This window comes from Zobellia galactanivorans, assembly GCF_000973105.1.
Classification (GTDB): Bacteria; Bacteroidota; Bacteroidia; order Flavobacteriales; family Flavobacteriaceae; genus Zobellia; species Zobellia galactanivorans.
Genome location: NC_015844.1, coordinates 1,079,828 through 1,100,392, shown reverse-complemented (window position 1 = coordinate 1,100,392; position 20,565 = coordinate 1,079,828). Strand labels below are relative to the sequence as shown.

At 43.6% G+C, this 20,565-nt stretch carries 12 protein-coding genes; 8 read left to right on the top strand and 4 right to left on the bottom strand.

The genetic code is table 11. The features are described from left to right. Positions 1-66: 66 nt before the first annotated feature. The 3 genes from ZOBGAL_RS04360 to ZOBGAL_RS04350 all read left to right on the top strand — a co-directional run bounded on the left by ZOBGAL_RS04360 (position 67) and on the right by ZOBGAL_RS04350 (position 3,150). Entirely contained in the window at positions 67-948 is an 882-nt protein-coding gene (locus ZOBGAL_RS04360) for an AraC family transcriptional regulator (RefSeq protein WP_013992295.1), read from the top strand. A 208-nt stretch (positions 949-1,156) separates the two neighbouring features. Further along, positions 1,157-2,002: a sugar phosphate isomerase/epimerase family protein gene (locus ZOBGAL_RS04355; protein WP_013992294.1), complete on the top strand. Its 846-nt coding sequence runs from the start codon at positions 1,157-1,159 to the stop codon at positions 2,000-2,002. 26 nt (positions 2,003-2,028) lie between these two features. Beyond that, entirely contained in the window at positions 2,029-3,150 is a 1,122-nt protein-coding gene (locus tag ZOBGAL_RS04350; RefSeq protein WP_013992293.1) for a hypothetical protein, read from the top strand. A gap of 45 nt (positions 3,151-3,195) precedes the next feature. Here the strand turns inward: ZOBGAL_RS04350 and ZOBGAL_RS04345 are convergent, their stop codons facing one another. Next, the gene (locus ZOBGAL_RS04345) at positions 3,196-3,735 is read right to left on the bottom strand and encodes a sigma-70 family RNA polymerase sigma factor (RefSeq protein ID WP_013992292.1); all 540 of its coding nucleotides are present in this window, start codon (positions 3,733-3,735) and stop codon (positions 3,196-3,198) included. Between the two features lie 276 nt (positions 3,736-4,011). Between ZOBGAL_RS04345 and ZOBGAL_RS04340 the strand changes: the two genes are divergently transcribed. The 5 genes from ZOBGAL_RS04340 (at position 4,012) to ZOBGAL_RS04320 (ending at position 13,463) form a co-directional block, all read left to right on the top strand. Continuing rightward, positions 4,012-5,148, top strand: a complete 1,137-nt coding sequence (locus ZOBGAL_RS04340; protein WP_013992291.1) for a FecR family protein — start codon at positions 4,012-4,014, stop codon at positions 5,146-5,148. 132 nt (positions 5,149-5,280) lie between these two features. Then, complete coding sequence (locus ZOBGAL_RS04335) at positions 5,281-8,736, top strand: TonB-dependent receptor (RefSeq protein WP_013992290.1); 3,456 nt, start codon at positions 5,281-5,283, stop codon at positions 8,734-8,736. Between the two features lie 17 nt (positions 8,737-8,753). After that, on the top strand, positions 8,754-10,205 hold the full coding sequence (locus ZOBGAL_RS04330) for a RagB/SusD family nutrient uptake outer membrane protein (RefSeq protein ID WP_013992289.1): 1,452 nt from the start codon (positions 8,754-8,756) through the stop codon (positions 10,203-10,205). Between the two features lie 212 nt (positions 10,206-10,417). After that, on the top strand, positions 10,418-11,854 hold the full coding sequence (locus ZOBGAL_RS04325) for a sulfatase family protein (RefSeq protein ID WP_013992288.1): 1,437 nt from the start codon (positions 10,418-10,420) through the stop codon (positions 11,852-11,854). A 61-nt stretch (positions 11,855-11,915) separates the two neighbouring features. Continuing rightward, positions 11,916-13,463 carry a sulfatase-like hydrolase/transferase gene (locus ZOBGAL_RS04320; RefSeq protein ID WP_013992287.1) on the top strand — a complete coding sequence of 516 codons (1,548 nt, stop codon included), beginning with the start codon at positions 11,916-11,918 and terminating at the stop codon, positions 13,461-13,463. 87 nt (positions 13,464-13,550) lie between these two features. Here ZOBGAL_RS04320 and ZOBGAL_RS04315 read toward each other — a convergent pair whose 3' ends face one another. The 3 genes from ZOBGAL_RS04315 to gltB all read right to left on the bottom strand — a co-directional run bounded on the left by ZOBGAL_RS04315 (position 13,551) and on the right by gltB (position 20,502). Continuing rightward, positions 13,551-14,405, bottom strand: a complete 855-nt coding sequence (locus ZOBGAL_RS04315) for a DMT family transporter (protein WP_046287744.1) — start codon at positions 14,403-14,405, stop codon at positions 13,551-13,553. Positions 14,406-14,517: 112 nt separating this feature from the next. Further along, positions 14,518-15,984 (bottom strand): glutamate synthase subunit beta, encoded by a 1,467-nt coding sequence (locus ZOBGAL_RS04310; protein WP_013992285.1) that lies wholly within the window; start codon positions 15,982-15,984, stop codon positions 14,518-14,520. Between the two features lie 9 nt (positions 15,985-15,993). Further along, on the bottom strand, positions 15,994-20,502 hold the full coding sequence (gene gltB / locus ZOBGAL_RS04305; RefSeq protein ID WP_013992284.1) for a glutamate synthase large subunit: 4,509 nt from the start codon (positions 20,500-20,502) through the stop codon (positions 15,994-15,996). Positions 20,503-20,565: the final 63 nt, after the last annotated feature.

Genomic DNA, 20,565 nt, shown 5'->3' with positions numbered 1-20,565 from the left:
ATCTTATTAAAAGTTGATACTTTTTTATCCTATATTGGCAAATAATCCCGTTTATAAAGAAAATTTATGAGTGCTCCGAGTATAGAAAAGACGTTGACCCCTAAGGAAACTTTTATATATAAAGACCTTATCGGTCCCAATTTTAATCCGAATTGGCATTTTCACCCCGAGTTTCAGATTTCGTATATCATGGAAGGGGAGGGAACCCGGTTTATAGGTGATCATGTACAGAACTTTAAAAAGGGAGACCTCGTGATGACGGGGCCTAACCTTCCTCACCTGTGGCGAAATGATGATATTTATTTTGAAAAGGACAGTGGGCTAACGACTAGGGGGCTGGTCATCTATTTCGATCATGTGCTTTTGAGCGAACCGCTTCTTGAGATGGAAGAGTTTTATAAAATCAATAAACTTGTGGAACATTCCCTGAGGGGAATAGAATTTCTAGGGGAAACTAGGGATATCATTATTAGGCTCATCTTGGAGCTTGACAAACAAAAAGGGTTTAAAAGGATTCTGCATCTTCTTAAGATATTGGATACCTTATCTAACAGTACCGAATATAACATATTGGCCAGTCCTAATTATATGAATGCCTTTAGGGGAGGCGATGCCGAAAAGATGCGCAAGGTTTACGATTATGTAATGGCCAATTTCAAGACCAATATTTCCCTTGACGAAGCGGCCGGTTTGTTGAATATGACTACCACTTCCTTCTGTAGGTACTTTAAACCTAGGGCAAATAAGACGTTTACGCGCTTTGTAAACGAGATCCGGATCGGTCATGCGCGGAAACTGCTTTTAGAGGATAACTTTAATATTTCGCAAATAAGTTATGAATGCGGTTATAACGCCTTGTCTAATTTTAATAGGCAGTTTAAGTCCATCACCGATATGAGTCCGCTTGAATATAGAAAGCTTTTTTTGAATATTCAGGCACCTATGTAATGGTTAAAATTATAGTAGAAATGGCTTCGTTGAGGAAAAAAAAGTATCAGTCTTTAAGAAAATAGAGGAATTTTGAAGTTTCATTTAGCGCTAGCTTTGTTAATTGTATGGAATTCGCAGCTTATGTGTTTTGATCTTTTGTGAGAAATCACTGGCGAATTTTATTTTTAATTGAGTTCAAGTTAAGATTTAAAGAAACCATTATAGAATGAAAATAGGGATGAATATGTTGCTTTGGACGAACCACGTCACCGAGCAACACTTTGGTATTGTAGATGATTTGAAAAAAACCGGATACGACGGTATAGAGCTCTTCTTCGGGGAGGGCAGCGAAAAATATTATTCAGGATTGGGCCGTCATTTTTCGAGTATTGACATGGGGGTTACGGGAGTAGCATCCTTATCGGCAGAGCAAAATATAGCGAGTCCTGATAAAAAGGTCAGGGAAGCGGGTCTTGAGCGTTTAAAGTGGTCTATCGATATGGGTGAGGCTGCCAACGCCGAGGTCTTATGCGGGCCTTTTCATTCGACTTTTGCCTTGTTTACAAGACAACCGCCTACCTTAGACGAAAAGAAATGGAGCAACGAAATGCTGTTGAAGGCCGCAGAATATGCCAAAGGGGCCAATATTATCTTAACGCCCGAGGCGGTCAACAGATTTGAATGCTATCTTTATAATACAATGGCCGATTTAGGTGAGATGGTCAAAACGGTAAACCATCCGAATTTGGGAGCCATGTTCGATACCCACCACGCCAATATTGAAGAAAAGAGTCAATCTGGCGCGATCAAAACGATAGCACCGCACCTCAAACATGTCCATATCAGTGAAAATGATAGGGGAACGCCGGGCAAAGGACAAATTGATTGGGACGACGTATTCTCGGCCCTAAAGGAAATTGACTACCATGGATGGGTGACCATTGAAGCATTCAGTACGGCCATACCTGAATTTGCCAACGCCATCAATGTATGGCGCAACTACTCTCCCGTAGAAGAAGTATATACCGAAGGATTTAAGCTTATATCCCAAGGCTTGGGAATAACAAAATAATAGTTATCTAAATAAACCTGAACAGAATGAAAAATGTATTGCCCATTGTAATTTGTCTATTTTTATTTGCGTGTAAAGAACAAAAGGAGACGGTTGCCAAAGGACCAGAAACGACCAAGGAGGTCGATGCGCCCAAAAAATGGTTGACCTTTGATGGAGCCGATGAGAATGCAAAACATATCGTTTTGGTTTCAGGGGATGAAGAATATCGTTCGGAGGAAGCCTTGCCCCAGTTGGCAAAAATCTTATCAAAGCACCACGGTTTTAAATGTACGGTCTTGTTTGCCCAAGAAGAAGATAAGCCGGGTATCGTAAACGCCAATCATGTCACTAATATTCCGGGCTTGGAAGCATTGACCACGGCCGATATGATGGTTATCTTTACAAGATTTCGCGCGCTTCCCGATGGACAGATGAAATATATTGACGATTACTTAAAATCGGGGAAACCGGTTATGGGACTCAGAACTGCGACCCATGCATTTAACTTTCCTGAGGATTCCGATTCAAACTACGCCCATTACAGCTTTAACTACAAAGGGGACAAGACCGAATGGGAAGGCGGTTTTGGACGTTTGGTACTTGGTGAAACTTGGATCCGTCATCACGGGCACCACAAACACCAGAGTACTAAAGGTATGGTCGCTATAGGAGCCAATACAACGGGTATTACCAATGGAATTTCCGATGGCGATGTATGGGGGTCTAGTGATGTATACGGGGTTCGACTTCCTCTTCCCGGTGACTCACAGCCTATTATTTTGGGGCAGGTGATGAACCGAAAAGGGGAATACGATGAAAATGATATCTTCTTCGGAATGAGGCCTACCGACGATGAAATAGCCACTACTAATAAAGATGGTGAGAGCCTAGGCGATGAATTGATGCCCGTTACCTGGATCAAAAGCTACCAATTGCCGAACGGTAAAAAAGGAAAAGCTATTGCCTCTACCGTTGGGGCGGCCAATGACCTTTTGATCGAGGGCACAAGAAGATTGTTGGTGAACGGGGTGTTCTGGGGACTTGACCTGGAAATTCCCGAGAAAGCCAATGTATCCTTAGTGGGCGACTATAAGCCAACAAAGTTTGAATTTAGAAAAGCTGACTATTGGCCGGCAAAACAATTGAGTATAGAAAGCTTCGAATAAGGGAGCGACTTCCAATTTAGGGCAGCATCAAGAAGTTTGTTGCCCTTACAAGAAACAAGAAAACCAGATGAGGGAATGGAGTACTTTTTGTACTCCTTCTTGTCTTAAGAACGCATAGGCACGCTTCATTTGTGTTTTTACGGTGTTGATTGATATGCCCTGGTTCTTTGCGATTTCGGCATAACTCTGTCCGTTTAGGATCGCAGAAATAAAGATTTGTCTTCTACTTTCCGGAAGCTGGTCCAAAAGGGCGAGAACATTTCCTTTTTCATTTACGGTCTCCCCAAATTTGGGGTCTTCGTAGTTCTCGACCTGTAAATCCGCCAAGATCAATTTTTGTTTTTTTGCCTTCTCAAGACTCTTTAAACTAAGATTTTTTACCGCCCTAATGGCGTAGGCCCTAAAAGAAACCGTAATTGAAACACTTTCCCTTCGCTGCCAATACGAAATGAAAAAATCTTGAACAACGTCCTTTGCGACATCCTTGTCCTTTACGATTCCAAACGAAACTAGACACAAAAGGGGGAAGTACTCCTTAAAGAGCGATTCCATCTCATGACTGTTTTTCTTTTGAAATAGTGACATCGTTAAATGTGCTTGTTATGGTCGGTTATTAATGTAGGGGATTGTGTATTTGATTGAAAAATCAATTCAATTATAGTGATTTAATTTTAACTAAGATAAAAAACTATCAAATTCTTAATAAAATCGTAAAATTTTGTCACCCTGATTTATTGTTCCGGGAACCTAATAGTAAACTACCTCGGGGCAAGCCTGCGAGGCATTAAAAGGAATACACCTTGATTTCGAGGCAGGCCTCGGAGCATTTAATCTCGATTATCGAGTAAAAGAACATTTGTAATGTACCATAAGGAACAATTGAAATCGGTTTTAATAGAGGTGGGGAAGTCGGGAAAAGTCGACCCTGGGACTTTAGGGAGTTTGACCGAAGCGGAAAGAGAAGCGGTGTATACGCTCTATGGGGAAAACCTGATTTCGGAAGCTTTGCTTTTTTTGGAAGAACTCGATACGGAAGAAGAATGGCGGCAGTTCATGAAAAAAACGGTAAATTCAAGAAAGCGCCCTGTCTCTTTTATAAAGCCGGTCATGAAATACGCCGCAGTGCTGGTCTCCTTCTTGGCCCTAGGTTATTTCTTTTTTCAAGATAAAGACGGAAAGTCGGCGCCAATTGAGGCAACGGCCATTAAGCTTAAAATGGGCGAAAACAACGTCAAGGTACTCCAGAAAGGGCAGAGCCAACAAATCGTATCGAATACAGGCAAGGTTCTGGGGGTGCAAAAGGGCGATAAAATTACCTATAAGGTCGATTCTGAAATAGATGAATTGGTGTATAACGAATTAGAAATTCCCTTTGGCAAGATTTTCAATGTGGAATTGTCCGACGGTACGGTGGTGCACCTGAACTCTGGCACGAAAATAAAATACCCCGTGAAATTTTTGAAGGAAGGAAAAAGGGAAGTCTTTCTAGAAGGGGAGGCCTATTTTAAGGTGGCAAAAGATGCGGATCACCCTTTTGTGGTCCATGCCAATGAAGTAGCTGTTGAAGTTTTGGGTACTGAATTCAACCTGACAAGTTATGATGAGGATGCTGAAATCAATACCGTTTTGGTAGAGGGGTCCGTAAGTATGGGCAATTCGGTAAAACCGGAAGATCACATCATCTTAACGCCCGGAACAAAGGGTACATGGGACAAGAATTCCCACGTAACCAATACCGAAAATGTCGATGTTGGCCTGTATACCGGATGGGTAAGTGGCGAAATCGTATTTCGTAACACCATGTTTTCGGCCATGCAAAAGCGGTTGGAACGGAGTTATAATGTGTCGATTACGAATTACAACACCATGTTGGCAAATAAGGTGCTGAATGCTCGCTTTAATGTCAATGTCGAGACTATAGATGATGTTATGAAATCAATTGGGGAGATATATCCCTTGAAATATGAGATAAGGGACAAAGAGGTTATAATACAATAGATAATTACAAAAGTCAGTGCCTATGTAAATAATGCTTTCAATAAAAAAATCGGAAAATGCTTGAGACCATTTCCCGATTGAATAAGTGCGAATTAAACAACGTTTTCTAAATTATTTAATCCAACCAAAACTATGAAAAAAATCGTTAGTTGGGGGTTGCCGTTCCGGTATTTCCCTAAAATGAACCTAAAAATGAAACTCACCACCATATTACTTATAGTTTCATTGTTTGAGATTCAGGCCAACTCTTACGCACAGGGTAAGAAATTGACCTTAAATCTCGAGAATACTAGTATAGAGCAGGTTTTCAATGAAATAGAATCGATTTCCGAGTTCCGTTTTTTATATGAAAGTGAACGGATAGATGTTGACAGAAAGGTGACATTACACATTGAGAACAAGAAAATTTCGGAAATATTGGCCCTTCTATTTGACCGTTCTGATGTGGCTTATAAGACCCGAAATCGGCAAATCATCCTCACCAAGAAAAACCCAAAAGAAAAAAGGCCTCCGAGTACCGATAATAAGGTTATGTACAACGAAGGCCCTGTCCAATTTCAGGTTTCGGGTATGGTTTCCGACGCCGATGGCGCACCTTTGCCAGGGGCGAATATTTTGGAAAAGGGAACCACGAACGGTACCCAAAGTGATTTTGATGGAAATTTTGTATTGAATGTTGCCGATGAAAATGCGGTTCTGGTAATTTCATATATCGGTTTCGCCACCAAGGAAGTCGGGTTGAACGGACAATCTTCCGTGAACATTGGTTTAAAGGAAGATGCAGCAGGCCTTGAAGAAGTTGTTGTCGTAGGGTATGGAACGGTACGGAAAAAAGATCTTACGGGTTCCGTGGCTTCTGTAAAAGGTTCCGACCTCGAAAAAACACCTTCCAATACCTTTGTACAGTCCTTGCAAGGTAAGGCTTCCGGTGTTGATATTAGGGCGGCTTCCAACGCGCCTGGCGGTGGTATCCGAATCAGGGTAAGGGGAACGAACTCTATCAATGCTTCTAGTCAACCCCTATATGTAGTCGATGGTTTTCCTATAGACAATAGTAATACGACTCCCGAAGCAGGAGGGAACAGGGCTTCGGCAAGTGACCCCTTAACCAGTATCAGTTCTTCCGAAATTGCCTCGATAGAAGTTTTGAAAGATGCTTCCGCAACGGCGATTTACGGAGCTAGGGGGGCTAATGGCGTAGTGATCGTTACTACCAAAAGAGGAGGTCAGGGTAAGGCGAAAATCGATTTTGAATATTCCTCTACCATCAGCTCGGTTAGGAAAAAGTTGGATTTGGCAAATGCCGAAGAACTTGCGATCCTGACGAACGAGTGGGCTACCAATAACAGTCAACCACTTATATATGACGGAATAAACAAGCCTTTGCCCGAAGATTTAGGGGAAGGAACCGATTGGCAAGACCAGATTTTCAGGAGCGCCATTACCAATAATTACAACCTTACCGTTTCAGGAGGTCGTGAAGGGACCAGATATTTGGTTTCCGGTAACTATATGGACCAAGACGGGATCATCATCGAATCTAATTTTAAACGGGCCGGACTTAAATTTAACCTAGATCAAGATTTGGGGGAAAGGTTGAAGTTTGGTATGAACGCCAATATTACCCGAACCATTAACGATGCGGTAGATTCCGATGGAGGTGGGTATCAAAACGATACGCCATTGTGGAATGCCTTGACAACGACGCCCGTAATTCCGGTTAAGGATAGTGACGGCAATTATGTGCACAATCACGATGAAACGGTAAAAGTTCTTGAAAACCCGGTGTCCATTGCTAAGACACGAACCGATCTTACCTATACCACACGCGTTTTGAGTAATGCTTTTTTGCAATATGAAATATTGAGTGGACTGTCGTTCAAGGCCAATTTTGGAGCGGACCTGATCAATTCCAAAAGGAATGCTTACACACCTACTACAGCAGAAACACAGGCCTTGCCCAATAAGGGTATAGCCTCCGTAGGAACCTTGCAGCGAACCAATCTATTGGCGGAATACACTTTTAACTACAACAAGTCTATCGGGGATAAGCACCGGATAGATGCGGTTATTGGATATACCTACCAAAGTAATAAGTTAGAGAGCGTGTTTTCGCGTACCGATGACTTTTTTACCGATTTGGTCGAGTTCAATAACTTGGAATTGGGTTCTGATCCAAGACCGTCTAAGAGTGGGGCAACGGAATCTGCTTTGTTGTCTTATTTAGGAAGGGTCAACTATGTGTTTGACGATAAATACATCATTACGGGCTCTATCCGTAGGGACGGTTCCTCAAAATTCGGTACCGGTAAAAAGTGGGGGGTCTTCCCTTCGGGAGCTATTGCTTGGCGACTGGTAGAGGAAGATTTTATTCAAGACCTCAATGTCTTTAGTGCATTAAAGTTAAGGGGTAGTTACGGACTTACAGGTAACGAATCTATCGGGGCCTATAATTCATTGGCGCTTTATGCGGCAACCGATCAACCTATTATTGGTGGTGTTCCGGTAGTAGGCTTGGCTCCAAATAGAATTAACAATCCCGATTTAAAATGGGAGCGTACAAAACAGACCGATGTGGGTCTTGAAATGGGCTTTTTTGATGGCCATCTAAATCTTGAGGCGGGCTATTACGTAAAAACTACCGAAGACCTTCTGTTAAGTGTGGCGATACCTACGCAATCTGGATATAATACCAGTGTCCAAAATATTGGTAAGGTAGAAAACAGGGGATTTGAATTTGACCTTGGAATGAACCATAATTTCGGGAAACTTACCTGGAACTCTAATTTCAATATCTCCTTTAACCGAAATAAACTGTTGGAACTACCTGAAGGTACCGATGAACTGATCAATGGAATCGGAAGGGGAGAGACCGCTTATGGTTCGTCCATTGCCCAAGTAGGTAAACCCTTAGGCCAGTTTTTTGGCTATCGTTTTGATGGTATTTGGGAATCGGAAGAAGAAATTATTGCCGAAGGCAACACGGTCGGTGGTGTAAATAGGGTCGGACTTCCCAAGTACAGAGACCTGAATGGCGATGGCTTTAAGCAGAACTTAGACGATAAAGAAGTGGTAGGGGATCCTAACCCAGACTTTATCTATGGGTTCACCAATTCATTTTCGTATAAAAATTTAAGCCTATCGGTATTTATAAACGGAAGTCAAGGAAATGACATTGCCAATATGAATACTATCGGACTCTATGCCCAACCTCAAAAACACAATGTGCTGCAAAAGGCCTTCGATGAACGATGGCAGGGGCCGGGAACCGGAAGTACCATTGAAGCTCCCTTGACCAATGCCGGGGAATGGAAAAACTTTAGTGATAGAAATGTTGAGGATGGTTCTTATTTACGGGTAAAGACCATCAATCTCTCATATAATTTGCCTATTGATGACCTCGGGTTACAATGGTTCAGAAGTGCGCAGCTATATATCGCTGCAGATAATTTGATCACCATAACCGACTATTCCGGTTTTGATCCAGAGGTAGATTTGTACGCCTCCAGTAATGTTAGTTTCGGGGTCGATAACGGAGCATATCCTTCTTCTAGAAGTTTTAGGATTGGAATGAAATTAGGTTTTTAATATAACAAGAAAATATCATGAAAAATATAACATATCTAACAGGTCTGATGATGTCTTTGGCCGTGTGCCTGACATCTTGTGAGGGAGATTTAGAAGAAAACCCGGCCGGAAACATAAGTATTGCAAATTTTTATTCTTCTGAAGATGATGCCGTGGCCGGATTGTACGGTGTGTACAATGCTGTATATTCATTATATGGCAACACCGCAATTAACTATGGGGAGGTAAATGCGGACAATGCGACCGTATCCCCCAATGTATCCGATTTATTCGAATGGGATGAGTTTACCTATAGCAATGAGGTCACCGAAGGTTTTTGGAGGTCTGCCTACGACGGTATAAACTTGGCCAATGAGGTGGCCTTATACACGGCCGAAATAGATTTCGATGAAGAAAAAAGAGCGGATATCGTGTCTGAGGCCAAAGCTTTGCGGGCCCTTTTTTATTGGCATTTGGTCAGAACAATGGGAGGTGTGCCCATATACGAGACCCCGACCATTGGGTTCGATGCGGTAGATACCCCACGTGCTACGGCCGATGAGGTGTATAGTTTGATTACAAGGGATTTGGGCGAGGCCGCTTTGGAATTACCGGAAACTAGCCTTGCAGGCAGGTTGAATGCCCATATTGCAGATGCACTGTTGGCGCGGATATATCTTTATAGGAACGATTTCGAAAATGCCTTGGTCCATGCCAAAAGGGTTATCGATTCAGGGGCCTATGATCTTTTTGATGACTATGCCCATATCTTTAAGACTGAGCACAATAATGGTATTGAACATATTTACCAGATACAATATTTAAGTGGCGAAAGAAATAACCCGATTCCAGGAAGCTTTGGTCCACGTGCACTTCCCGGTTCCTATGGGAATTCCTTTTGGGCCAATACCGTGGTAGGCGGGTCTATTGCCCCGAGCACGGAATTCACCGATGATAACCCGATCTCATATCGTCGTTCGGTAACCATTGCCGATAGCTATGAACATATCGATGGGGTTACCGGTACCATTACTATGGAAGAAGCCTATGGTCCTGGGGTGTATCCTTACTATGTCAGTAAGTTCGATGATCGCGCCAATGAATTGCAATCGGGAGTTAATTTTAATGTCATCCGGTTTGCCGATGTATTGTTGATCGCTGCCGAAGCTTTAAATGAAGTCGACCCAGAGGACAACAATAAATATACATGGATCAATAGGGTGAGAGAAAGAGCTCGAAACGGTGTCGAGACCGATCTTTCTGATTTGGCCGGATTGTCTCAAGACGAGTTTAGAACTGCCGTATTGGAAGAAAGAAGGTTTGAATTGGCTTTCGAGGGACAAAGGGCATGGGACCTAAAAAGAAGAGGCGAATTTTTGAACGTCATGAGAGACCAGGGAAAAAATGTGGAAGACTATAAGTTGCTCTTCCCTATTCCGAATAATCAAGTGCGATTGAATCCTAACCTAACCCAAAATGAGGGTTGGTAAGTGCGTTGATGTTTTTTGTTGACGTCATATGAAATAGTTTTTTATCAATTGTTGTGGTATTTGGTCGGAGCGGTTCTTATACCGCTCTGGCCAACTATTTTTCATGTAACCCATAGTTGAAGACCAATCTGACGGCCTTTGATTTTGACGAATGGTTTTTTAAAACCTGTCCCCGAGTATTGTGGAATCCTACTATTAACCAAGAATAAGACATGAAATCAATTATAAGAGGCCTGTTGGCCGTAAGTGTTTTGATCGGATGTTCCGAAAAACCCAAAAAACAGGAAGTAGCTCCTGTGGCGCAGGAAACCCCCAATATTATTTTATTAATGGCCGATGATCAAGGTTGGGGTGATGTGGGGTATAATGGGCACCCCCATTTAAAAACCCCGAACTTAGATGCAATGGCCGCTGAAGGAGCGGTTTTTGAACGATTCTATGCGGCATCTGCGGTATGTTCCCCTACACGGGGCAGTGTAATGACAGGAAGGCACCCTTTGCGCTATGGAATTTGCCATGCCAATTGCGGGCATATAAAACCAGAGGAAATTACCTTAGGGGAGATGGTCAAGGGCTTAGGCTATACAACGGGACATTTCGGCAAATGGCATTTAGGTACGCTTACTCGAGATACGATTGAGGCAAATAGGGGCGGTAGGCCCAAATTTGATGGGGATTATGCCCCTCCTTGGGACCATGGTTTTGATGTTAGTTTTGTAACCGAGTCCAAAGTGCCTACATGGAATCCTATGGTTACGCCTCCCAAGTCATCGGGCGACGTGAGTGGAAACCTGAAAGAAGGCATGCCTTTCAATACTTCGTATTGGACCGGACCTGGGGAAATAGCGGTTGATAATCTAGAGGGCGATGATTCTAGGGTCATTATGGATCGGGCGATTCCTTTTATAGAGAAAGCGGTAAAGAACAAGAAGGCATTTTTAAGTATTATCTGGTTTCATACCCCACATTTACCAGTATTGACCGGGGATGAGGAAAGAAAATCGTATACAGGACTCTCGGAAGACCAACAGCACTATTATGGGGTTATATCGGCGATGGATAAGCAAATAGGCCGCTTGCGGAATAGACTAAAAGACTTGGGTGTGGCCGAAAATACGGTGCTCTTCTATACAAGTGATAACGGGCCTGAAGGAAAATCCGTTGGCGGAAGGACCCAAGGGGTGACCAAGGGCTTGAAAGGAAGGAAAAGAAGCCTTAATGAAGGCGGAATACGGGTTCCGGGAATCATGGAGTGGACGGGTAGGATCAAGCCCGGTACAAAGGTGGAAGCTCCTTGCTTTACTTCCGATTATTTCCCGACAATTGCCAATATATTGGGGGTGGACCTAGCGGAAAATAATAGGCCTTATGACGGGGTGGATATGTTTCCCTTCGTCAGTGGGGAGCAAAAACGAAGGGAAAAACCTTTGGCCTTCGATTTTCAAGGTCAGGCGGCTTTAATAGATAATGAGTATAAAATATACAGTGATGATAAAGGGAAGAACTTCACGCTGTATAATCTCCAAAACGATGCGGCGGAAAGTGTTGATCTAGCTGAAGAACAGCCGGAAAAATTCAATGAAATGCTTGCGTATTGGCATCAATGGAAGACTTCCCAAAAAAGAAGTGCCTTGGGTGAGGACTATTAGTTTGCCTTTCCTTTAAAAGGGTATGAACTACTTAGATAATTAAAATAATAAACCAAAAATCATGTATAAAAGCATAAGCTGTTATTTGCCTTTACTGGCACTATTGTTATTGGGGGCTTGTAAACCTACAGGGGCCGAAAGGAACAATAAGGAAGACAATAAACCCAATTTTGTTTTTCTGTTTGCCGATGACCAAACTTTTGAGAGTATAAGGGCCCTTGGTTTCGATGAGGTCCATACCCCTAATTTAGACCGATTGGTAAATGGCGGTACCTCTTTTTCCCATGCCTACAATATGGGAGGATGGAACGGTGCGATTTGCGTGGCCTCACGTGCCATGATCATTTCAGGAAGCTATATTTGGAACGCCCAAAAGAGAAGTGCGGCCTGGGCCAAAGGCGATTCAACGGCATTGAGCCAAACTTGGGGAAAGTTGTTGGAAAAGCAGGGCTACGACACGTATATGACAGGGAAGTGGCATGTTCAGGCGCCGGCGGCAACCGTTTTCAAGGAAGCTCAACATATCCGTCCGGGGATGCCTGGGGATAAGGCCGGGCAGCTCGGTGCGGCCATAAAAAAATGGAAAAAGGAGTCTGGTGATATGAAAGATTGGAACGATTATATGCCTTTGGGGTATGGTCGCCCAACAGGCCCCGACGATACCGAATGGTCGCCTACCGATACCTTGCAAGGTGGTTTTTGGGAAGGTGGAAAGCACTGGAGCGAAGTGGTTCGTGACGATGCCCTTTCATTTATAGAAAAGGCAAAGAAAAAAGAGGACCCCTTCTTTATGTATTTGGCCTTTAATGCCACTCATGATCCGAGGCAGGCCCCACAACGTTTTCTAGATATGTACCCGGTGAAAGATATCAAGGTTCCTGATAATTTCATGCCTGAGTACCCTTGGAAGGATGATATGGGAAATCCACCGAGCCTTAGGGACGAAGCCTTGGCGCCGTATCCGAGAACGGAATATGCGGTAAAGGTACACCGACAGGAATATTACGCCTTGCTCACCCATATGGACGAACAGATAGGGAAAATACTCGATGCCTTGGAGGCGAGCGGTAAAATGGACAATACCTATATCTTTTTCGGTGCCGATCACGGACTTTCAGTGGGACATCATGGATTGATCGGAAAACAAAGTATGTTCGATCATAGCGTGCGTATTCCCATGATGGTCGTTGGCCCGGGAATACCCAAGGGCAAGCTTTTAGATCAAGATGTCTATCTTCAGGATATTATGGCCACGACTTTAGACCTGGCCCATGTAGACAAGCCGGAGGCCGTACAATTTCATAGCTTTTTGGATATCATCAAGGGTGAACGGCAAGAAAGTCATTACGATGGTATATACGGCGCTTATATCGATGTTCAGCGTATGATTCGTAAAGATGGTTTCAAACTTATTGTATATCCGAAAATAGGGAAGGTTCTTTTGTTCGATTTAAAAAATGATCCCAATGAAATGAACGACCTAGCGGACGACAAGAACTATTCTAAAAAGGTGGAAACACTTTTTGTCGATTTAATGGAACTTCAGCAAACAATGGGGGATCAGCTGTCCTTAACGGAAATATATGCCAAGGTCCAAAATGGGGGCTAGGTAAATTTTGAGTTTTCGAGGGGAATCGTGTGTCCTATAGATCATAAATTGGGCAACGGATTCAAAAGCATTGGGTAGAGAAGGGATTTAAAGATTATACCTCTTGTCGCGGGCCTTGTAAAGTACATTCATTACTAGGCCTGCGATAATTAATAATATCCCGAGCAGACTCCATTGGGTATACGTTTCTCCCAACCACATGAATCCGATAAGTCCCGTAAATAGTACTTCTAAGTACTTGAAGGGGGCAACAAGGTTGTTCGAGGCAATTTGAAAGGCCTTGGTCATATAGAGCTGTCCTATAAACCCGAAAACACCCAAGGTGGCAAAAAAGAGCCAGTCGCTTCCTATAGGGGTGTTCCAAGTAGGTATGGCGAGTATGCCGCCAAACACCGTTGCGGTAAACATAAAGTAATTGACGATTACAATGGGGTGGTCGCCCTTTCCTATTTTGCTTATGATAATGTAGACGAGTCCGCTCAATATGGCTGCGGCAAACACCAGGGCCAAGCCCGTATTGTCTAAGTGGCTATCAAGCCCTTTAAGGATCAAGACCCCCAAGAATGAGATGATAAAGAACAGCCATTGTAGCGGTTTTATTTTTTCCTTTAATAGGTAGATGGCAAAGATGGCCGAAAATATAGGGGCCAAATAACGTAGGGAAACGGCCGTGCCTGCCGACAGGTATTTTAATGACATAAAAAACAATGTCATGGAACTGGTTCCAACGATGGCACGTAGCACCAAGAGTTTTTTATTGTTCCCTAGAATGGGGACTTTTAAACGTTTTAATATGGCCATGGTGAGTAAAAAGGAGCCAAAACCCCTAAAGAGTACGATTTGGTATACGCTGTAGTGCTGCAACTGTTTTACCGCTACGTTCATTAAGGTGAACGCCAGGGCACTGATGATCATGTAAAAGAGAACTTTTCTAATGTTCATAATAGGAAGGCGATGAGGCTTTTTTACGGTAGCCTCGTGGGTAAAAAAAATCCAACCCAAATTGAATTGGGTTGGATCGTATAAATTCTAGTTCTATAAAACTAACCCTGGGTTATACCCTTGGTAAATCACCCTCACCTTTCAATGGTAAGGCAGATTCGCCCATAAGATAGGTGTCTACATGGTGGGCTGCTTGACGTCCTTCGGAAATGGCCCAAACGATTAATGATTGGCCACGTCTTTGGTCGCCCGCTGCAAACACACCGGGTACATTGGTCATATAGTCTTGTTCGCTGGCCTTGATATTGGTGCGGGCATCGGCCTCTACGCCCAATTGTTCCGCTACCGTCATTTCAGAACCGGTGAATCCTAATGCTAAAAGCGCTAATTCGCACTTCCATTCTTTTTCGGTGCCTTCAACCTCTTTTAGTACCATGGATTTTCCAGGTTCCCTGATCCATTCTACTTCAGAAGTAATAAGACCTTTTAGGTTGCCATTCTCGTCACCCAAAAACTTCTTGGTCGAGATGCTGAAAAAACGTTCGGCCCCTTCTTTGTGGGAAGTACTTGTTTTCAAACGCATGGGCCAGAAAGGCCAAGGTTGACTTTCAGGTCTTTCGACCGTGCCCATAGGCATGATCTCAAAGTTTGATACGGATTTTGCCCCGTGTCTGATCGATGTTCCGATACAGTCGGATCCGGTATCACCACCACCGATAACGACAACGTCTTTTCCAGTGGCCATGATTTCGTTTTCGAACTCTTTGACTCCGTCTACTCTTCTATTGTTTTGTGGAAGGAAATCCATAGCTTGAACCACGCCTTTTAAATCGGCACCTTCAATGGGGAGGTTTCTGCGAACCGTAGCCCCGCCCGATAAAACAATGGCGTCAAATTCGTCTTGTAGTTCCGGTCCGGTAATATCCTTTCCTACATGGACCCCACATTTAAATACGATTCCTTCTTCCTCAAGAACCTTCAATCGTCGGTCGATAACGTTTTTTTCCATCTTAAAATCAGGAATACCGTAACGTAAAAGTCCTCCTGGTTTTTCGTCCCTTTCAAAAACGGTTACCAAATGACCGGCTCTATTCAATTGTTGCGCAGCGGCAAGACCGGCAGGACCCGAACCTACTACGGCAACTTTTTTACCGGTTCTTGTAGCAGGGGGTTCGGCAACTACCCATCCTTTTTTAAAGGCCGTTTCCACAATATTTTTTTCAATATTCTCAATGGTCACGGGGTCTTCATTGATGCCTAGTACACAAGCTTCTTCACAAGGTGCCGGACAAAGTCTACCCGTAAATTCGGGAAAATTGTTCGTTGAGTGTAAAATCTTGGCCGCCTTGTCCCATTTACCACGATACACCGCATCGTTAAAATCGGGAATCAAATTGCCCAATGGGCAACCGCTATGGCAAAAAGGAATGCCACAGTCCATACATCTGGCTCCTTGTTCTTTAAGTTCGGGTTCCTTTAACGGAAGGGTGAACTCATGATAATTTTTAACGCGTTCTTCAACAGGTGCGTACGATTCTACTTTTCTATCGAATTCCAAAAATCCTGTAATCTTTCCCATTTCTCGACTTTAAATAGTTTCTAATTTTTCTCTTTCCATACGTAGTAATGCCTGTTTGTATTCTTCAGGTAAGACTTTGACAAATTTAGGTAGGCAATCTTCCCAGTTCTCTAGAATGCGTTGCGCTAGAGGACTCAAAGTCGAGTTGTAGTGACTTTCGATGAGGTCTTTTAGTTCCTTGATATCGTTGTCTTCGTTGACTTCAAGTAGATTCAAGTCTTCGTTGGTACATTTCTTTCTAAAGGTATTCTTCTCGTCAAAGATATAGGCTATACCACCGCTCATACCTGCTCCGAAGTTTCTACCTACGTCACCAAGAATTACGGCAACCCCTCCGGTCATATACTCGCAACCGTGATCTCCGATTCCTTCTACTACCGCTTTGGCGCCCGAATTACGGACACAGAAACGTTCGCCGGCCTTTCCGTTGATGTAGGCGCGACCTGCCGTTGCTCCGTATAAGGTAACGTTACCTGTAATAACGTTGTCTTCGGGAACAATGGTAGAGCCTTCCGGTACTTTGATCACCAGTTTGGCACCTGATAGTCCTTTTCCAAGGTAGTCATTGGTGTTTCCGTTGACGGTCATGGTCAAGCCCCTAGTGGCGAAAGCTCCAAAACTTTGGCCCGCGGAACCTGTAAAGTTCAATTTCAGGGTGTTTATGGGCAATCCTTGTGCTCCGTATATTTTTGAGATCTCATTACTGATGATCGCCCCAACGGCACGGTCCGTGTTTTTGATCGGGAAGTCTAGCGTCAGCTTTTCCTTTCTGAATAACGACGGATTCGCTTTGGCAATAATCTCGAACTCTATCGATTTGTCGATATCATGCGTTTGCTTTTGGGTGTTATAGAACTTGGTTCCTGCCGGTACGTCTACTTGATAGAGGATCGGGGTAAGGTCGATACCTGCAGATTTGTAATGGTCGATCGCTTTTTTGCGGTCTAATTTCTGAACCTGGCCTACCATTTCGTTTATGGTCCTGAAACCTAACTGGGCCATAATCTCACGTAGCTCTTGTGCTACAAAGTACATGTAGTTTACAACGTGTTCCGGTTTACCTGCGAATTTCTTACGTAGTTCAGGGTTTTGGGTCGCAATACCTACCGGGCAAGTGTTTAAGTGGCAAACGCGCATCATAACACAACCAGAGGCAACAAGTGGGGCGGTAGCAAAACCGAACTCTTCCGCTCCTAATAAACAGGCTATAGCGACATCGCGACCGGTCTTGAGCTGACCGTCACATTCAAGAACGATTCTATTTCTAAGGTCGTTCATGACCAAGGTTTGTTGCGCTTCCGCAATACCAAGTTCCCAAGGAAGACCCGCGTGTTTTAAGGAAGTTAATGGCGAAGCTCCCGTACCTCCATCAAATCCGGAGATAAGAATTACATCGGCTTTCGCTTTTGAAACCCCAGCGGCAACGGTACCTACACCAACTTCGGAAACCAGTTTTACGTTGATACGTGCTTCACGGTTGGCCGATTTTAAATCGTAGATCAACTGCGAAAGGTCTTCAATGGAGTAAATATCGTGATGCGGTGGAGGTGAAATCAATCCTACATAAGGAGTGGAATTTCTAGTTTTGGCAATGGATGGGTTCACCTTTGGACCAGGTAGTTGACCACCTTCTCCCGGTTTGGCACCCTGTGCCATTTTAATCTGTATTTCCTTGGCATTGGTCAGGTAATCGGAAGTTACGCCGAAACGACCTGAGGCCACTTGTTTTATTGCACTGTTTCTCCAATCACCTGTGGCGTTTTTGTAAAAACGCTCGGCATCTTCCCCGCCTTCACCGGAATTACTTTTTCCGCCAATACGGTTCATGGCTATGGCCAAGTTTTCATGGGCTTCTTTACTGATCGAGCCATAAGACATGGCTCCCGTCTTAAAGCGCTTCACGATTTCCGTCCATGGCTCTACTTCGTCCAAAGGAATAGGGTCGTAATTAGAGAACTCGAACAAACCGCGGATAGTCATCAAATTTTTTGACTGTTCGTTGACCATTTGAGCGTACTCCTTATAGGTGTCATTCTCGTTACCACGTACGGCTTTCTGTAATTTAGCTACGGTTAACGGATTGAACATATGCTTTTCGCCTTCACGTCTCCAGCGGTATTCCCCGCCCATTTCCAAATCAAGGTTGGCGGCCACTTCTTTTGTGCTGAAGGCTTTCTTGTGGCGTTTGGCCACTTCTTTTTCAATTTGGTACAGACCGATACCTTGAATACGGGTCGGAGTGTTAGGGAAATATTTCTCAACCACCTGACTGTTGATTCCGATACATTCAAACAACTGTGAGCCACGGTAAGAATTCAAGGTAGAGATACCTATTTTGTTCATTACCTTAAGGATACCTTTGCCAATAGCTTTGTTGTAATTCTTGACGGCCTCTTCAAAGGTGATATCGGTGATGTCGTGTTCTTCTATCTGTTCGCCGATAATTTCGTTTACCAAGTACGGGTTGATGGCGCTGGCCCCAAAGCCGAACAATAAACAGAAATGATGTACTTCCCTTGGCTCTGCAGATTCTATGATAACACTTAGCTTGCTGCGTTTGCCCAATCTTTGAAGGCCACTGTTTACATAGGAACAGGCCAATAGCGCGGGTATAGGAGCCATGGTTTCACTCACGTTCCTATCGGATAGGATAATAATATTGGCACCCTCGTCAATAGCTTTAGAGGCTTGGTCGAGAATAGATTCCAATGCATCTTCAAGGCCATTGTGCCCCCTGTTTATTTCGTAAAGGGTAGGAATGGAAACCACTTTGTAATCAGGACTGGCATCGTAGTTTTTGATTTTATCCAAATCTTCCTTGGATATAACCGGATTCTGAATTTTAAGTTTTCGACAATGCAATTCGGAAAAGTCGAATATATTGTGGTCACTACCTAGGGTAAGGCTGATATCGGTAATCAATTCTTCACGTATACCGTCCAATGGTGGGTTGGTAACCTGGGCGAATAATTGTTGAAAGTAATTATAGATCAACTGTGGACGCTGTGATAAAACCGCTATCGGGGTATCTGAACCCATTGAACCGATAGGTTCTTTGGCAGTTTTACCCATAGGAAGTATAATGGTATTGATATCTTCAAGCGTATAGCCGAAAACAGACTTGCGCTTTTCAAGGGAAGCTTCCCCTAAAAATAATGGGCAATCATTATAAGGTATATTCTTTAGGTGAACCAAATTCTTGTCTAGCCATTCTTTGTACGGATGACGTTGGGCGATCTCTTCTTTGATTTCTTCATCGTTGATGATACGGCCTTCTTCCATGTTGACCAAGAACATTTTTCCAGGCTCCAGTCTACCGTGAAATTCTACGTTCTCGGGAGCGATGTCCAATACACCGGTTTCCGATGACATGATTACGTAGTCATTTTTGGTTACCGTGTAACGAGAAGGGCGTAGGCCGTTACGGTCAAGTACCGCACCAATGTAGTTTCCATCGGTAAAAGGTACGGATGCAGGTCCGTCCCAAGGCTCCATCATACATGAATGGTATTCGTAGAAAGCTCTTTTGGCTTCTGACATGTCTGGGTTTTTCTCCCAAGCTTCCGGTACCAAGATCATCATGACCTCGGGTAGTGATCGACCGGTCATCAATAAGAGTTCGACCACCATGTCCATGGTAGCGGAATCCGATTTTCCGGGAAGTACGATCGGTAAGATGTTTTTTATTTCATCGCCGAACCAATCACTTTCCAGTAATTCTTCACGTGAGCGCATTCTTGATACGTTACCGCGAAGTGTATTTATCTCACCGTTGTGGCACATGTAACGAAAGGGTTGTGCCAAATCCCAAGTAGGGAAGGTGTTGGTGGAAAAACGTTGGTGAACCAATGATAAACGGGTTACCACGCGGGGGTCCATCAGGTCTTTGTAATATAGGCTGATATCCTTGGGCATTAAAAGCCCTTTGAATATGATAATTTTTGTAGAAAGGCTAGGTACGTAAAAGAACTTGCTTTCCGAAAGCTTAGAGTTGATTACGGTATGTTCGGTGACCTTTCTGGCAATGAACAATTTTAGGTTGAAGTTGAAATAGTCTTGTTCCTTGTTTTCCTTGGCAATGAAGATTTGCTTGACAAAAGGCTCGGTCTCCATGGCAACACGACCGGGAATCGATCGGTTTACGGGAACATCTCGCCAGCCCAAAAGTTTTAGGCCTTGTTTTTTTATGTTCTCTTCAAAGGTAGAAGTACAGAAGTTGCGTTGGTTTTCCTTTTGCGGTAGAAAAATGTTGCCAACCGCATACTCGCCCGGTTCGGGGAGTTCAAAATCGCAGACGGCCTTAAAAAAGTCATGGGGTATATCTATAAGTATACCTGCACCATCACCGGTTTTTCCGTCTGAGCTGACCGCACCACGGTGCTCCAACTTGTCCAATATCTCCAATGCCTTATGGATAATATCGTTAGACCTCTTCCCTTTAAGGCTACAGATAAAACCTGCGCCACAGTTATCATGTTCAAATTCCGGTAGGTATAATCCTTGCTTCTTCAACGTCATAAATTATGGTATTTCTTCAAAAATAGCGTTTCTGATGAGTAATTAGCAGCTATTTCTTTTAAA

Coding starts and splice junctions, on each gene's coding strand:
- ZOBGAL_RS04330 (WP_013992289.1), top strand. CDS start 8,754: ATGAAAAATATAACATATCTAACAGGTCTGATGATGTCTTTGGCCGTG.
- ZOBGAL_RS04350 (WP_013992293.1), top strand. CDS start 2,029: ATGAAAAATGTATTGCCCATTGTAATTTGTCTATTTTTATTTGCGTGT.
- ZOBGAL_RS04360 (WP_013992295.1), top strand. CDS start 67: ATGAGTGCTCCGAGTATAGAAAAGACGTTGACCCCTAAGGAAACTTTT.
- ZOBGAL_RS04310 (WP_013992285.1), bottom strand. CDS start 15,984: ATGGGAAAGATTACAGGATTTTTGGAATTCGATAGAAAAGTAGAATCG.
- ZOBGAL_RS04340 (WP_013992291.1), top strand. CDS start 4,012: ATGTACCATAAGGAACAATTGAAATCGGTTTTAATAGAGGTGGGGAAG.
- ZOBGAL_RS04315 (WP_046287744.1), bottom strand. CDS start 14,405: ATGAACATTAGAAAAGTTCTCTTTTACATGATCATCAGTGCCCTGGCG.
- ZOBGAL_RS04320 (WP_013992287.1), top strand. CDS start 11,916: ATGTATAAAAGCATAAGCTGTTATTTGCCTTTACTGGCACTATTGTTA.
- gltB (WP_013992284.1), bottom strand. CDS start 20,502: ATGACGTTGAAGAAGCAAGGATTATACCTACCGGAATTTGAACATGAT.
- ZOBGAL_RS04325 (WP_013992288.1), top strand. CDS start 10,418: ATGAAATCAATTATAAGAGGCCTGTTGGCCGTAAGTGTTTTGATCGGA.
- ZOBGAL_RS04355 (WP_013992294.1), top strand. CDS start 1,157: ATGAAAATAGGGATGAATATGTTGCTTTGGACGAACCACGTCACCGAG.
- ZOBGAL_RS04335 (WP_013992290.1), top strand. CDS start 5,281: ATGAAAAAAATCGTTAGTTGGGGGTTGCCGTTCCGGTATTTCCCTAAA.
- ZOBGAL_RS04345 (WP_013992292.1), bottom strand. CDS start 3,735: ATGTCACTATTTCAAAAGAAAAACAGTCATGAGATGGAATCGCTCTTT.